We start from the raw sequence: 14788 nt of genomic DNA, 5'->3' as shown, positions 1-14788 counted from the left end.
AACTTCACCTCGTCCTTTCATATCGCCTTTCCAAAAGCAAATCCAAAAATGCTTCAAGCCTTGTTTCGATCCCGGCTTCCCCCGTCTGATCGCTGATAATGAGGGAAAGCACGGGAAGATCGTGCTCTTTACTCACCCTGGTCAAGATACTTTGGGCTACGATTTCCGGCATACAGGTAAATGGCATCAGCTGAATCACCCCATCCAGGCCGCCTCTTGCTGCCAATACAGTAAGCCCCACACTTTCCTGGCCATGGCCCCCCACATGCTCACTGAGATAAGGCCCGGCTGCAGCCGCAACTTCCTTTGCCCGCTCCTTAAGCCGCCGGGTATGCAAAACATTTCCCCGGAACCAGTGGCTTACGCTCGTTTCCTTTTCCACCAGCACCCGTACGCCTTCCCGGCTGCTTAAGAATTTTTCAATCTCCATATTGATAAAAGGTTCCAACAGTACATAAATCTCCCCGATCAAAGCAATCTTTAAGGGAGCTGTTTCCTCTGTTTCAACGGCTGCTGTTTTTTCTAAAAATTCTTTTTGCAGGGCAGCCACCCTTTGATAGGTGTCGGCTTGTTCGATCTGATATTTTAATGTTTTAAAAGCCTTGTCCGCCTGCCCACGCTGCTTTTCAAAAGCACGCAGCCTCCTGGTGAGGATCTCCGCTTCATCAAGGACCTCTAGCTTATGGTACCCAAATAACAGGCTTTTCACGATTTTGTCCCAGCTTGCCCCGCCTGTCACTTTTTTGAGGGCATTTAGGAAGCTCAGGCCGTTTTTCCTCAAGGGAAACGGGGAGTCAACAATTACCATATCGAAGGAAAGCCCTTTTCTTTTGAGAAGCAGTTCTTGTACCTGGGCATACCATCCCAATCGGCAGCGTCCTTTGCCCCCCACCATGAGAAAGCAATTTACTCCTAAGTCCAACATTTGGATCATCTGCCCCAGGGTTGCCGTCAAGGGCAAGCAGACAAACTCAGGCACAAGTTCTTTGCCAAGTTCCATTGCCTGGCGGGATAGAGCAGGAGGTTTGACCGTCTCTATTCCACATTCCCGCAATACTGAATGCACCACAAGGTCCAGGTGCCCCATGGACGGGAAACCAACCACAGGCTTTACCGGCCACTTCGTGGCAACAGTTACCGGTGCATAAGACTCCTTTTCCTGCTCCGCATGGGTCTCCCCGCAGGTGTCCATAAATGCTTCAATCCTGGTGATTAGACCCGCCTCACCGGTTTGCTCATCCATGAAAAGCTTCAGCAGGGGGACGCCCAGCCGCTCCGCTTCTTCCTCTATATAGGCTTCAATAATCGACTCAGGTCCACATTCAAATAATCCTACTAATACTAATCTATCCACCAGGCGGTTGCGCAGCAGGTGCAGGGCGGCCCCCAGCATTTGCGCTTCAAAGCTCCAGAGCTTATGTCCCTCGTAAATTTGCCCCATTTGGGCTTTGATGTTTTCTTTATCCACCATCTCCGGAGTGATTACCTGCCCGTACTGCCGGAAGCGGTGGACTAAACCGTGGCTGACCCATTCGTAGAGCACATAGGGGTGACCTATTACCCCGATCACGCTGTGCTGTCCTGCCGTGCCTATGGGGCTCTCCTCACCGGCAACCTTGCCTTCCACAAACTGCTGGTAAGCTTCTACTGTGGTAATCTGGTTTTTAATGATTAATCGGGAAACATTCTCCTGGACATCCCAGGCTTTGCGAATAATCTGGGCAGCCTTTACTTTCTTCAAGCCTAACTGCCTGGCTATTTCCTCCGTATCTTGCAAAAGCTGCCGGTCTGCCGAGAGATTAACCCTGGGAGAGAGTATTTTCTCATCCAGCTCAAAAGCATTTCTAACCATATCCGCTATCCCGATGAACTTAGGGCAGCAATAGGCTCCCCGCTCTACGCTGATTATTTTTGGCAGGAAAATGTAATCGTGCTTTTGCTCCCGCAATTCCTGAACATGGGCAAAGCACAGCTTCACCGCGAGGCAGGGTTCATCGGTAGGGCATGCTGACATTTTTTCCAAGGTAGTCTTCGTGGTGGGCTTGGAAACGGTTACCTCAGCGCCCATTTCCGTAAGCAATGTTTTAAAAAACGGATAAAGGTAGTAATAGGACATTGCCCTTGGGATTGCAACACTGACCATGAGTACCTCCATTTTATTAAAAAGCTATGACAGTGATATTTTTGCCAACATGCTGTGCGGATAAAACTATTTGCATAAAAAAAGCGCCTATCGGCGCTCATTTCACGGCTTTTATTTTGGCCCCCGTTCAATTACTTGTGGTAAAGCGTCATACCAGTTTTTACCTAAATTTTTCTTCTCGATTTTGCCATCTTCATACTCTATAGTCAACCATGAACGAACAAGATACCCGTCTTGTCCGGGTACAACCACTTTTTCAGTACCTTTAGGTAAATTAAAATTAGTCCGGTAAATACTCCAATATTTTATATGTTTTAAAGTTTCGTGGTGCCAAGTTACCTTGGGAGGCTTGTTTTGTCCATAAATAGCCATATATAGTGTATTACCAACGGTATCAGCCCAAATAACAATGGGCCCGGAGGTATTGTTCAAAAAGCGAAGGTCTTTTACACCATAATAGACGGTAGCATCCTGGCCAGGGGGTACATAAGGAACTGTCATAGAATGATTATGCCGTTCAATTATGCGTAAATTGCTTAATGTGGCTACGTTATACAGTAATGAAGCAATTTTGCATACGCCTCCGCCAGTTGACTTTACGACTGCGGTTCCTTTATACATTGGCCCCTCTTGGTAACCCTTTGCACTGGTATAAGGTCCCAGTTTCCGGTTTTGGGAAAATATTTCACCGGGCATTACCACCGTCCCCGCCAACCGATCAGCTGCCAGCCCCACATTATACATTTCTCCAGGTAAAGGATCATGCAAAGTCGCATGATATTTTGCCATCATTATCGGGGTGTGATGTTTTAGTATAGTCCCTTTAAATTTAGCATCCTCTTCCCAGGGCAGAGGTTCTAATAATTGTTTTCTAGCTTCTACTAGGGGATAGACCATGCCACTGGCATCTTGCTCAGCGGCAATTTTCTGTGGACTAGCTTTTGAAATTTGGTTCAAGTCTACCTCAAAAATATTAAATTGGCTGATTCCAAATACGGAGACAACAATAAAAATAGTTACTAAAAAATACTTAAACAAATTTTGCATAGGTTCCCTCGTCCATATTTTCTAGTGTTCCTAGTTATTTTTATCCTCCTTAGCCTTTATATACTTGCCTCTTTTTTCCAAAATAATTGCAACTTGACCTTCGCCCCCTTTGTATTACGCGCCAAAACCAGGTGCTAAGTTTTTGTCACAAGCTACTACAGAATCCGTATATTATAGCAGATGTCTTTGCATCTTCGCTATTTTATAGCTCGAGGAGGTCGGTCACTTGAGTTGTCATCAAGAGCGGACACCCATTTTCGAAGCGGTGAAAAAATATGTTTCCGAGGGAACAATACCGTTTCATGTACCGGCACATAAACTTGGTAAAGGAATTCCAGAATTCAGAGAATATGTTGGAGACAACGTCTTAAGTATGGATTTAACTTGTTTCCCCGATACAGACAATATTTGCAACCCTCGGGGCGTAATTGCAGAGGCGGAGGCTCTAGCTGCCGAAGCATATGGCGCTGATTACGCTTTCTTTCTTGTGAACGGGACTACTTGCGGCATACAGGCCATGATCATGGCGGTGTGCGAACCTGGCGATAAGATCATAATTCCAAGAAATGCCCATAAATCAGCCATTGGAGGTCTCATTCTAAGTGGAGCCCAGCCCATTTATATTAAACCTGAAATAGATACTGATTTTGGAATTTCCCTAGGGGTTAACCCGCAAAAGGTAGCATGGGCTCTAGAGCAGCATCCCGATGCCAAAGCAGTATTTGTTATTAACCCAAATTATTACGGAATTGCGTCAAATTTGGCGGAAATAGTTGCTACTGCCCATTCTTTCGGCGTTCCTGTATTAGTGGATGAAGCTCATGGGGCTCACTTTAAATTCCATCCTGAATTGCCTATTTCTGCTATGGAAGCAGGTGCTGATTTAGCGGCAAGCAGCACTCATAAATTAATTGGTTCTTTAACTCAAAGTTCCATGTTGCTTTTACAAAAGGGCTTGATTTCACAGCAGAGAGTTAAGGCGGTTTTAAACTTGACCCAAACCACAAGCCCTTCTTATATCTTATTATCTTCCCTGGATTTAGCCAGGAAGCAAATAGCTTTAAAAGGTAAGGAGCTGCTTTCCCATACCTTGAAATTAACTAACTGGTTGAGAAATGAAATTAAAGAGATCCAGGGGTTAAGACTTCTTGGAGAAGAGTTGGTTGGGGGATCCGGTTGTTTTGACTTTGATCCTACTAAGGTGACAATTAATGTTAGCGGCTTGGGGATGTCAGGGTATGAAGTGGAAAACATTTTACGGTCACGATATAAGTTACAAGTAGAACTCTCCGACTTATACAATGTCATCTTTTTGATCACGTTAGCTGATACCTGGGAGACTGTAACCTACCTAAGTGCATGCCTTAGGGAACTAGCAGCCCATCGCCTGACAAAAAAAGTGATAAAATTATATCCACCGGTGCCGGAAATACCTCCGATAATAGTATCTCCCCGTGAAGCTTTTTATAGTCAGGCTAAGGTTGTTAGTCTACAGGATGCAGCAGGTGAAATCAGTGCCGAGTCTATTATGGCTTATCCGCCCGGCATTCCACTTATTTGCCCCGGTGAAAAAATAACCCAGGGAGTTATAGATTACGTCCATATCCTTAAGCAAGAGCATGCAGATCTACAAGGAACTGAAGATCCGGAAATCAACAGCATTAAAGTTCTAAAACGCGCCGCCGTCAAAAGAATTGTGGATCGGAACTTGAACCAGCAATATAGCTAGACTTTGACAGTGATCAAAACTAACCCACAGATTATTAATAGAGCTCCTATGAGCTGTTGAGCATAAATTTTTTGATCAAGCAGTAAGCAACTAAAAATGATAGTGATTAAAGGAGAAGAGGACATAATTAATGTGACATCATTAATATTTCCATATTTTAAAGCTCCAAAATAGGCTAAATCGCCTACTAACGTTGCCAAAATCGCCTCAGTAGCAATAAAAAACCAAAACTTTATTGGGATTTCCCAAAATAGATTATAGCTTTTAGAATATAATAACCATCCCAAAATTAGTGTTGAAGCCATCATAGTTCTAAGCGAAAGCGCTACCAAGGGATGAACCTGGCTTAGACCCAACTTTCCAAATATTGGGGCAAGACCCCAACAAACCATTCCAAAAAATGCCAGCAACACAGCCACTAAAATCCCCCCTAAGAAAATATATGAGGGAAAGAATATTAATAGACGGTTTTACAAATTGCAGAAGAAAGCACAAACATCATTAACCAGCGCATAGAACGCTACGTACTTGATAACCCATTAAAATTTATCGACGCGCTTTAGCCAGAGCTGTCAGGCAGTAAGCAGAACAACGGGAGCCTGCAAACTAAAAAAACAGGAGGGCTGTTGACAATTTGTAGTCACAGCCTTCCTGTCCGCTATTGTCGCATTGACTCGGCGATCTTTACAATCTCCCCGGCGCTGATTTGACCCGAGATATCTATTTGGATGCTGTTTTGCATCCACATTAAACCGGCATGGCCTCTCTTAAATACTATAAGCAAGGCAGGGTTGCCGTTAATCTGAATTTGCTTAGCCTCCGCATCATCTTTATCAAAACCTACCCCTGCACCCATTTGACCCAAAATATTGCGCTGCTCGATGCGCAGCGGCACATCAGCCCCCCCGTCATACTCCAGGTAAACCCGGGATGACTCTTTGTAGATTACCTGGTATGTGGCCCGCTTGAGCACATATCCATCAGGCAGATAAGCGGGCACGAAAGGCCTGAAAGTGGCGGTTTGTTTAATTTCCTCCAGGCTCATTTCCTTTTCCGGTTCCGGCTCCGCTACCTCGAAGACCTTTGGGGGAGGGGGAGCATCTTTGGCAGGAGCTTCTTCCGGCAGACCGCCGGAGATAAATACATTGACTGAATTGCCGGTTACTTTCTGCCAGATGGAAATAAAAAACCTGTTGCCCACCGCCTTTGCCTGGTGAGGTAGGGAATTAAAAGCAACGGTTATAACCAGCAGCACCAAGCCGGCAATCTTTGCCACCTGACCCCAGGGCATAAGGACCTTGCGCCTAAGTTCCTTTTGGCAAAAACCTTCCGCTTCCAAGCGGGCTTGCAGCTTTTGCCAGCCGGCCTCGATCTGTTCAGGGGTTATCTCAATGCTTTCAGCTTCTTCAATTAAAGCCTGTCTAATTAATTCATCCAGTTCCGCATCGGTTATTTGCCGCATCCGGTTTCACCTCGCTCACCCACGACATCATCTGTGGAAGCCACGGAGTTCTCCCAGGCTTCCACCAGCTGCCGGTATGCCTCTTTCGCCCGGTGAATGCGGGATTTCACGGTACCTTGGCTGATTTTCAAGAACTGGGCAATCTCTTTGATCTCCAGGTCGTAATAGTATTTCAGGAGTAAAACCTCCCGGTACTTCAGCGGCAGCTGTTGCAAGTAGGAATTGACATCACTTTTTAGTTCGATTTCTTCCAAAATACCTTTCCCGCCATATTCAGCGCGCTTTAAACTGCCCAACTGTTCAGCATTGTCCAGCACCAGGACTTTCTTTTCCCGGCGCAAGACATCTTTGGCTTCGTTGATGGCAATGCTGACAAGCCAAGGGCCGAATTTCCCGAAATCGTTAAGCTGGTTCAAGCGGTTAAACGCCTTTAAGAAAGCTTGTTGTACCACGTCTTCCACTGAATAAGGATCCTTTATTAAATAGGTGATGGCCCGGCAGGTTTTCCGGTAGTAGGCTTTAAATAAAGCCTCGGCCAAAACCAGTTGATCGTTAGGAGCAGACATTTTAACCTCCGTGTTTCAATTATCTGTCTACCATATTCTGCAAAATACCTGCCAAACCCTTTAACAGAGTTAAATATTCTCCCGAGTATCTTTTAAAATAAGACCTTTCGAGACAGCGGAAGGTTCCCAACTAAAGAAAACTTTTATGTCGCCCACCCCACAATTGGTAGAAAAGGCTCAAGTGCTCGAAGCCGTTAAATTGTATGTAGCATCGTCCGTTGAAACGTAAAGTGTTACATATTAGAATAAGTCTAACTAAAATCATTATCATGTCCGGTAAGCGGGCTTAAGTTATTGCAAAATAATGAAGGAGGTCAACAATGATGGGAATTACCGTGCGGGAAGCTCTAAAGCTTCAACCCTTAACTGAAGCTGAAGTGCTGGCAGGCCATGGGGGTCTGGACAACGTGATTCAAAGCGTCAGCGTAATGGATGCTCCCGATATTAAAGATTGGTTAAAAGGAAACGAACTACTAATAACTACAGCCTACGTTTTAAAAGACGATCCGGAAGCCATCGTTACCTTAATTCACGACCTTCACGCCCGCGGAGTTGCCGCCCTGGGCATTAAACTAAAACGTTTTATTGATGAACTTCCTCCTAAAGCTCTATCTGCCGCTAATGATTTAAATTTTCCGTTATTCTATATCCCTCTCCATTGTTCCTGGGTAGAAATTATGAACCCTATCTTAACTGCGATCCTGCATGAGCAGGCAGATCTACTATCTAAGTCTGAGCACATTCACCGCCGATTGACTGAGATAGTGCTTAACGGCGGGCAAGTTCAGGATGTGCTTACTGCTTTATCCCAGTTTACCCAAGGGGAGGTAGCTTTCTACCAGGATACGATTTTAGCAGAAGAAATGACAGACATTCAGGATAAAAATTCCTATAAAGCTATAGTGCAAGCCGGTTCTCGGCCTTACGGCTGGCTAATATTAACTGAAAAAGAGCAGCCGGTTAACGAAATAGCCAAAGTGGCTGTCGTTCATGGTGCCACGGTAATTGCCTTACTAATGCAGCGGGAAGAAGCAAAAAAAGAGGTGGAACAACGCTTTCGTAACGACTTCATAACCGACTTAATTTTTGGCCATTATCATGAACGGGCAACAGTACTTAAAAGAGGAGCTTTTTATGGCTGGGATCTGAATCTGGGACATATAGTCTGTCTTTTCCAAAGTCATCCTGCTATCTCTAAACAACTGGCAGAAAATGAGGATAAAGCGCTAAAAGCTAAGCAAAACCTGGCTAAAATCATTGCCCAGCGTTTTCAATTTTCCGAACCGCAACCAATTATTGCTTTCGTTGGCGACTATGTTTTGGTATTGAGTGCTCCACAAAATAAGGAAACAAGCAAAGCTCAATTATCGAGGTTAAAAAACACTGCCCATGAAATAATTCGCCAGGCAAAAAAACAAATGCCAGAAATTCAGTTTTCTGTAGGCATATCCCGCTACATTGAGGACATTTTGGAAATCAGGCAAGGTTACAGCCAGGCACAGCAAGCACTGAAGCTTGCCGATGCAGCAAAAGTTGAGAATACAGTTACGGCCTATGATGATTTAGGGGTCTATCGCCTATTGTTAGGCAGAGAGCAGGACCATGAGGTCCTAGCTTTTTATCAGGAAAAGTTCCTACCCTTGGTAGAATTCGACCAGCTTAACCGCAGCCATCTGGTTGAAACTCTTGAGGCTTATTTCGCTAATAACCAAAGTCTGACTAAAACCAGCCAGGTCCTTTTTATACACCACAATACCCTGTACTATCGTTTAACTAAGATAGAACAGATTTTAGACATTTCCTTGCAGGATTTTGAAGATCGCTTAAATCTTCTGGTAGCCATGAAGATTGCCAAAATAGTGGCTCCAAAGTCTCTATAACAATTTAATAACTATAAACTTATATTTACTATCACAATTTGTGATTATTCACAATTTCCTCTCCCTTGTTTTCGGAATATGTCCCAAAGGGGGGAGGTCTTTTATTATCGAAATTGTCACACAACAAATTATGAAGGAGGGATTAACTAATACAAGCAAGTACACCAGTTTTTCGTTAATGCACCTAATTACAAAATTGGTTGAGGAGGGAAACAATGAGTCAATTGGCAAAAGAGGTATATGCTGATGACGATGAAAGAATTTCAGAGGCAGCTAAAAAAACAGGCCCATCCCTGGCTGGGCTAGGGTTAATTGCTTTATGTGCCCTGGGGCTTTACTACCTTTTGACCACACTGCCCACAGGCAGTGGATGGATGACCTACGGGGAACTGGCTGAAAAAGCTCCCACTCAATTGTTGTACAAGCTTTATTGGTTCCTGGGGGATACCAACGAAGCACAATTCTACAAAAGCGCTTTGGGCGGTGTAGCTATGATTGGGTTTGCAGCCCTAGCCTGGTTCTTGGATACCCAAAAATCAAGATGGGCAGGTTTTTCCATCGCCTATGGCAGTGGTATTTGGCCCTGGGTATTGGCCTCCCAGACTTTGGGCCTCATCTTTTCAGTCTTTGTCTTCCGGTTTTTAGAAGTTCTAGGCACAACCGACTTGGGCTGGGTGCCTACCTTTGTACCCTTTGTAAGCATTCCGGTAGCAGTATTATTTGTTTATGGGCCTAGCTTAGCAACAGTTTTTACCGGAGCGGTCTTAGGCGCTTTACTGGGTTTCCCCATTGCCTATTGGGTGGATATTTTCCTGTTAGTGCCTTGGAAACTGCCTTTGGTTGTAGGCAACGTAACTTCCATGTGGCTTGGAGGAATCATTACTCTGGAAATTTGTCGTTATCTTCCCTGGATTAAGCGGGTAGAGCCTAAAGCTCCTGAAAGCCCCGCTCCTAAGGAAAATTTGTCATCCGCCAGCTGGTTTGTACGCCGGGTATTGGCCGATTTTACCGAGCCCCAATTTTATGCCAACGAGTTAGCTTCTATCGGACTATTACTTGGAACCATAGTTTCCTGGTTTTTGACCCCGGAAAGCACCGTCTACGGCGGAAAAATGCTGCCTGCCCTGTTGGCAGGACAACTCTTAACCTCGGCCTTGGGTGTTTACCTTTACCATAAACACTGGGAGGAAAAAGGTTGGTATCCCACCTTCGTCCCAATTGTAAGCATAACTCCTGCTGTAATTTTAGCTTACGGAGGAACATTGCAAAGCATCTTGATTGGGGCAATCCTAGGCGCTCTTATCGGACCTCCGCTGGGTGATATGGTTAACCGCAAGCTACCCGAGGGCTGGCACCCCTTAATCGGCAATACCTTCGCTATGTCGCTTGGCATTGTGATTGTCATGATGATAGTTAACGTTTTGCCAGGCCTTGGTAGGCCCTGGTAACTTGAGTCAAACTAAATTAAGATTATCAGGCAACATTTAATAACTCTTTCTAAAAATAAGGAGGCTTTTACCATGAGTTCTTACCGTACATCAGTAGGCTCTTTACCTGATGTTCTAGCCACAGTAAAGCAAAATAGGTTACACGACCCGTTGCACCCTTTAGCATCCAAAGGACGGTTAATTCTGCAAAATGGTTTTGTGGTTGACCCCAAAAACCAGATCGAAGCTGTGCAGGATATTGCCATTGCCGGCACTGAGATAGTTGAAGTAGCAGATAAGATTTTTCCGGAAAAAGGAGACCGAGTTATTAACGTGGAAGGCCTCTTAGTAGTACCGGGGCTCATCGATATGCACCTCCATTTAGGTGACCTCTTTGAGGTAAGCACTGAACCAATCTTCGGTTCGGTGGCAGATGGGGTGACTATAGGTCTTTCCCCGGGAGCAGGCAACACTCTGATGGCTCCTTCCCTCTTAGGGGCTGAAGTTGACCGGGGAGTTCCCATGAATATAGGCTGCTATATTGGAGCCTTAAACATCCTGGGAACTAGAGCCAGCGTGGAGGAGCTAATTGCCCTTTTCCGGGGTGAGTTGGAGAAGGAGGTTGCTTATGAAAAGATCACCCGCAACCCCATCACCTTTACCACCGCTCCCTTGACCGTAGGCATCAAGGACCACATGGGTCACTTTATCATGAGCGATGAAAGCTTTGATAAGATTTACGAGATTACCTCCAAAGCCGGGCTGGTATTCATGTCCCATACCCAAGATCCTGCCCATGCCGAAAGAGTTGTAAGCCTTTCTAAAGGAAGACCGGTACATTTAGGCCATGCCACAGCAGCAGGCTGCGGCACCCATGATGACCCGGCCAAGAGCATGGAAACTATAGTTGAGCTGTTAAAACAGCCTCATGTGAGCGGAGAGTTTGTTACCACTATGCTCCGCAAAGGCAGGGGCAGCAGAGAAGGGTTGTTCTTGCCGAAAAAAGCCCAGGAAATTGCTTATGAGGCTCTACAATCCGGCTTAGTTGATATTTTAATCTCCGATGGGCAAAATGATGCAACCATGAAAGGGTTCGGAGATACCAGGGATAACATACCAGCCCTGCTGGAACTTGTCGAAATGGGAATACTCTCCTTATCCAAGTCTATCGCTACTATGACTATTAATCCCGCAAAGCTCATTGCTGAAAGAACGGGGCAAAGCTGGTGGACAGAGAAAGTTGGACATTTAGGAGTAGGTGCCCTGGCCAACATCACAGTGATTGACAGAGATGACAAGCTGGCTACCTACACAATCGTTAACGGCCGTATCGCCGGCTTTGAAGACAGGCCTGTTCGGGAAGCAAACGGTGCCGGTGGCTGGACCAGCAAATGGGGAATTGTAAACCGTACAGGTGTAGGTGATCTGGCAGCTTTTGCATACGAACTGTAAGGAGGAACGGATATTGCAGAACCTGAGCAACATTATTGGCAGCATAGACATAGAAGAGGTTGTGGAGTTTCTGCAACAACTGGTGCAAAGTAATTCTGTTAATCCTCCTGGAGGGGAATTACAAGTAGCGCAGGCTGTTGCCAGGAAGTTGGCCAGTTACGGTATCAGCAATCAAGTGGATACTTTTGCCGAAGGTAGAGCAAACGTTACGGGGATCATCCGGGGGACCGGCAAAAAAGGGGCCTTACTTTTTAACGGGCATTTGGATACCGTACCCCCGGGAGAAAACCCGTGGGAATATGATCCATTTAGCGGTACTGTAATTGACGGGCGCATGTACGGTAGAGGAACAGTAGATATGAAAAGCGGCTTGGCGGCCTTGGTAATGGCCGCCTGTCTCTTGAAAAAATCCGGTATCAAGCTGCAAGGGGATTTAATCGTGGCCGGTACGGCCGGTGAAGAAAGCGATAGCATCGGCGCCAAGCTGCTGGTGGAAAGCGGACTGTTGCAAAATCTTCAGGCCATGGTGATTGCAGAACCAAGCTCATTAAAGCTTTTCACCGCCCATAAAGGATGCCTGTGGTTGGAAATAACCACTTTCGGCCAAACCGCACACGGCGCCATGCCCGAACAAGGGGCAAACGCTATTCGGCATATGAATCGTTTTTTGCACGAGTTGGAACAATTTGATTTTACCTGTTCTCCCCATTTTCTGCTGGGGAATCCTACAATTAATGTGGGAACTATTTCGGGTGGAATCAAAACCAATGTCGTTCCAGATAAATGCACCGCTACCATCGATATACGAACCGTCCCAGGCATGGATCACAGCCGCATCCTGGCACAAATAAAAGACATCTTGGACAGGTTAGACAGCTTCCCAGGATTTCAAACTGAAATAAAAGTTATCAATGAGCGGGTACCTGTAGAAACTGATGCAAAGGAAGCTATCATCAAGGCTGCCGGTACTGTAAAAAAATTCCTCGGTCATACTGATTTAAAACTTTACGGCGTCAACTACTACACTGACGCCTCAATCTTTGTACCTGCCACAGGAGTTCCAGCACTAATTATGGGACCAGGGGACGAAAAACTGGCGCACCAACCCAACGAATCCGTAGATATTCATGAGGTCATGGAAGCTATTAAGTTCTATATCGTTTTGGCTGCTAGGATGTTAGGTGTGGAAGATTAAATAATATATAATTGCCATTATGATAATACGCGAGCCGTAGTTAACGCAAAGCGTTTTCTACGGCTCCTAATTTCTGTTTTACAGCATTAGAAAATCTTATAAGGCAGGAATTTGCCGCTCATGGTGATTAGTACCCTGTCCCCTTTAGGATCTTCTTGTTTTTGAATATCAATAGTGAAATCGATAGCACTCATGATCCCGTTGCCAAATTTTTCATGGATGACCTCTTTGATTGCCGGCCCGTATACATCTACAATCTCCTGCAGGCGATAGATCACTGGGTCGGTCTTGCCTTTGTAGGGATGCTGCGCCAGTACTTCAGCCACATCTTTAGGGACTCCCAGCTCCTGCACAATCTTGATCGCCTCTTCCGGCGGCACATGCTGCTGCCCCTGGAAAGCGCTGGCTATCCACATGGCGTTGTGCCCCACTTTGACCCCCAGCTGCTCATAAGTAAGCCCTTGCTTTTTTCTTGCCTCCTGTAAAATTTCCAAAGCTTCCAAACGGTTCACCTTGAAACCCCCTTGTTTTTTAGTGCTGCCAGCTTATCTATACGCTACCACAGGGTTACCATTCTTTGCCATAACCCTTAAGGCCCATTTTCGGACTAGTCCTCCCCGAGGAGTAGCCAAAAATTATTAGTTCTAAATAACCACTGCAGGGAATATATTCCAAACGTCGAATTGAATAATCAATTAACTGCTTCAGGGGGTAATTAAAATGTGGGAGGATGGGGCCCAAATGCTGCAAGCAGTGCTTGATTCCGTTGATGCGGCCATTCTGATGGTAGACAGCCGTTTACAAGTGGTGCTCTGTAACAGCCGCTTCGGCGATTTTTTCGGTTTGGATCCTTCAGCTTTAATCGGACAGGATAAGCGCACTGCTATCACCCGGGACATCAAATGGCGGGTACAAAACCCTGAGGAGTTTGAAAAGAGGCTGTTTTGGCTTTATGAAAATCCGGAGGTAACTGCCCACGATGAAGTTGAAGTCAGCATTCCCCGCCGGCGCATCCTGCAGCGTTTTAGCGGCCCTGTTTTTAACAAAAAGCAGCAGTTGCTGGGCCGGGTGGAAGTATACACCGATATCACCCAGGCTAAAAGTGTGCAGGAAGAAATGGAATTTAAAAATGCCCAGCTTTTTCTGCTGAACGTAGCAGCCACCGCGGTCAATGAATCCCTGGAAACCGATAACCTATGTAAACTGTTTTTGCAGCGGGTTAAACAAGCTACCGGAGCCCAAGCCGGAATCCTGTACATCAAAGATGGGAAACAGCTTAAACTGGCGGCGGCCACCGGCACTTTGCTCAACCTGCAAAAGCTTCCTAAATGGCTTCCTGACCTGCCTGACTCCCGCCCCTTTTACGGGCCGGAGAAACAGGGAACAGTACCGCAAAGTTTGGCCTGTGCCCTGCAGGGAATTTTTTTCGTCGGCTTCCCCGCATTATACCACCAGGAGGCATGGGGCCTCTGTATTCTGACATGGGATAAAATGCTCCCTAAATTATGGTTAAACGAAGCACTTTTTGTCAATATGGGAATTCAGTTGGGAATGGGTATTCATAACGCCCAACTGCTACAGCGGGCCCGGTTAAACGCTTTGCAGGCAGGGGAGCAAATAAGTACCGTGGATTTCACCCTTTCGCCAAGAGAAAAGCAAGTGCTGGCCGGTTTGGCAGCCGGCATGAGCAATAAGGAAATAGCTTTAAATCTGCAAATCAGCGCATATACGGTTAAAAATCATGTGCGAAACATTCTGGAAAAGCTAAATGTACGCAGCCGGGGGCAGGCGGCAGCAGAAGCCCTTCGCCGGGGATTTGCAGGGACTCTTATTCCTGCAGAAGAAGAAACAGAAGAATAAAAGGAAGCCCAGGGACACCTGGGCTTT

General features: G+C 45.9%; 12 protein-coding genes. 6 read left to right on the top strand and 6 right to left on the bottom strand.

Annotated elements, in window-relative coordinates:
- Nucleotides 1-4: 4 nt before the first annotated feature.
- Complete coding sequence (locus tag EYS13_RS14975; protein ID WP_227764284.1) at nucleotides 5-2143, bottom strand: acyl-CoA dehydratase activase-related protein; 2139 nt, start codon at nucleotides 2141-2143, stop codon at nucleotides 5-7.
- 111 nt (nucleotides 2144-2254) lie between these two features.
- Nucleotides 2255-3190, bottom strand: a complete 936-nt coding sequence (locus EYS13_RS14970) for a VanW family protein (RefSeq protein WP_227764281.1) — start codon at nucleotides 3188-3190, stop codon at nucleotides 2255-2257.
- 226 nt (nucleotides 3191-3416) lie between these two features.
- Here EYS13_RS14970 and EYS13_RS14965 point away from each other — a divergent pair, with 226 nt between their 5' ends.
- The gene (locus EYS13_RS14965) at nucleotides 3417-4919 is read left to right on the top strand and encodes an aminotransferase class I/II-fold pyridoxal phosphate-dependent enzyme (protein WP_227764279.1); all 1503 of its coding nucleotides are present in this window, start codon (nucleotides 3417-3419) and stop codon (nucleotides 4917-4919) included.
- On the opposite strand, the gene EYS13_RS14960 is transcribed toward EYS13_RS14965, so the two are convergent.
- The 3 genes from EYS13_RS14960 to EYS13_RS14950 all read right to left on the bottom strand — a co-directional run bounded on the left by EYS13_RS14960 (nucleotide 4916) and on the right by EYS13_RS14950 (nucleotide 6947).
- Nucleotides 4916-5338 carry an EamA family transporter gene (locus EYS13_RS14960; protein ID WP_227764278.1) on the bottom strand — a complete coding sequence of 141 codons (423 nt, stop codon included), beginning with the start codon at nucleotides 5336-5338 and terminating at the stop codon, nucleotides 4916-4918. The two genes, EYS13_RS14965 and EYS13_RS14960, sit on opposite strands and share 4 nt — an antisense overlap.
- Nucleotides 5339-5577: 239 nt before the next feature.
- A complete protein-coding gene (locus EYS13_RS14955) occupies nucleotides 5578-6381 on the bottom strand; it encodes a DUF4367 domain-containing protein (RefSeq protein WP_227764276.1) in 804 nt (267 codons plus the stop codon).
- The gene (locus EYS13_RS14950; RefSeq protein ID WP_227764273.1) at nucleotides 6369-6947 is read right to left on the bottom strand and encodes an RNA polymerase sigma factor; all 579 of its coding nucleotides are present in this window, start codon (nucleotides 6945-6947) and stop codon (nucleotides 6369-6371) included. Before EYS13_RS14950 ends, EYS13_RS14955 begins: the two co-directional genes overlap by 13 nt.
- Nucleotides 6948-7267: 320 nt before the next feature.
- Here EYS13_RS14950 and EYS13_RS14945 point away from each other — a divergent pair, with 320 nt between their 5' ends.
- The 4 genes from EYS13_RS14945 (at nucleotide 7268) to EYS13_RS14930 (ending at nucleotide 12901) form a co-directional block, all read left to right on the top strand.
- Complete coding sequence (locus EYS13_RS14945) at nucleotides 7268-8827, top strand: PucR family transcriptional regulator (RefSeq protein ID WP_227764271.1); 1560 nt, start codon at nucleotides 7268-7270, stop codon at nucleotides 8825-8827.
- A 215-nt stretch (nucleotides 8828-9042) separates the two neighbouring features.
- Nucleotides 9043-10275, top strand: coding sequence for a hypothetical protein (locus EYS13_RS14940; RefSeq protein ID WP_227764270.1), 1233 nt, complete (start codon nucleotides 9043-9045; stop codon nucleotides 10273-10275).
- Between the two features lie 72 nt (nucleotides 10276-10347).
- Nucleotides 10348-11706 carry an amidohydrolase family protein gene (locus tag EYS13_RS14935; protein WP_227764268.1) on the top strand — a complete coding sequence of 453 codons (1359 nt, stop codon included), beginning with the start codon at nucleotides 10348-10350 and terminating at the stop codon, nucleotides 11704-11706.
- Between the two features lie 13 nt (nucleotides 11707-11719).
- Nucleotides 11720-12901, top strand: a complete 1182-nt coding sequence (locus tag EYS13_RS14930; RefSeq protein ID WP_227764267.1) for a M20 family metallopeptidase — start codon at nucleotides 11720-11722, stop codon at nucleotides 12899-12901.
- 86 nt (nucleotides 12902-12987) lie between these two features.
- On the opposite strand, the gene cynS is transcribed toward EYS13_RS14930, so the two are convergent.
- Nucleotides 12988-13413, bottom strand: coding sequence for a cyanase (gene cynS, locus EYS13_RS14925; protein ID WP_227764265.1), 426 nt, complete (start codon nucleotides 13411-13413; stop codon nucleotides 12988-12990).
- Between the two features lie 208 nt (nucleotides 13414-13621).
- On the opposite strand from cynS, the gene EYS13_RS14920 reads away from it, so the two are divergent.
- The gene (locus EYS13_RS14920; protein WP_227764263.1) at nucleotides 13622-14761 is read left to right on the top strand and encodes a LuxR C-terminal-related transcriptional regulator; all 1140 of its coding nucleotides are present in this window, start codon (nucleotides 13622-13624) and stop codon (nucleotides 14759-14761) included.
- The last annotated feature ends 27 nt before the right edge of the window (nucleotides 14762-14788 follow it).

Origin of the sequence: Zhaonella formicivorans (assembly GCF_004353525.1) — a bacterium.
GTDB classification, from domain to species: Bacteria; Bacillota; DUOV01; order DUOV01; family Zhaonellaceae; genus Zhaonella; species Zhaonella formicivorans.
The sequence above is the reverse complement of the archived record's forward strand: the minus strand, read 5'-3'. Positions and strand labels throughout refer to the sequence as shown.

Excerpts from the sequence above, each read along its gene's own strand:
- EYS13_RS14970 (WP_227764281.1), bottom strand. The coding sequence starts at position 3,190 with ATGCAAAATTTGTTTAAGTATTTTTTAGTAACTATTTTTATTGTTGTC.
- EYS13_RS14955 (WP_227764276.1), bottom strand. The coding sequence starts at position 6,381 with ATGCGGCAAATAACCGATGCGGAACTGGATGAATTAATTAGACAGGCT.
- EYS13_RS14935 (WP_227764268.1), top strand. The coding sequence starts at position 10,348 with ATGAGTTCTTACCGTACATCAGTAGGCTCTTTACCTGATGTTCTAGCC.
- EYS13_RS14945 (WP_227764271.1), top strand. The coding sequence starts at position 7,268 with ATGATGGGAATTACCGTGCGGGAAGCTCTAAAGCTTCAACCCTTAACT.
- EYS13_RS14940 (WP_227764270.1), top strand. The coding sequence starts at position 9,043 with ATGAGTCAATTGGCAAAAGAGGTATATGCTGATGACGATGAAAGAATT.
- EYS13_RS14920 (WP_227764263.1), top strand. The coding sequence starts at position 13,622 with ATGTGGGAGGATGGGGCCCAAATGCTGCAAGCAGTGCTTGATTCCGTT.
- EYS13_RS14975 (WP_227764284.1), bottom strand. The coding sequence starts at position 2,143 with ATGGTCAGTGTTGCAATCCCAAGGGCAATGTCCTATTACTACCTTTAT.
- EYS13_RS14950 (WP_227764273.1), bottom strand. The coding sequence starts at position 6,947 with ATGTCTGCTCCTAACGATCAACTGGTTTTGGCCGAGGCTTTATTTAAA.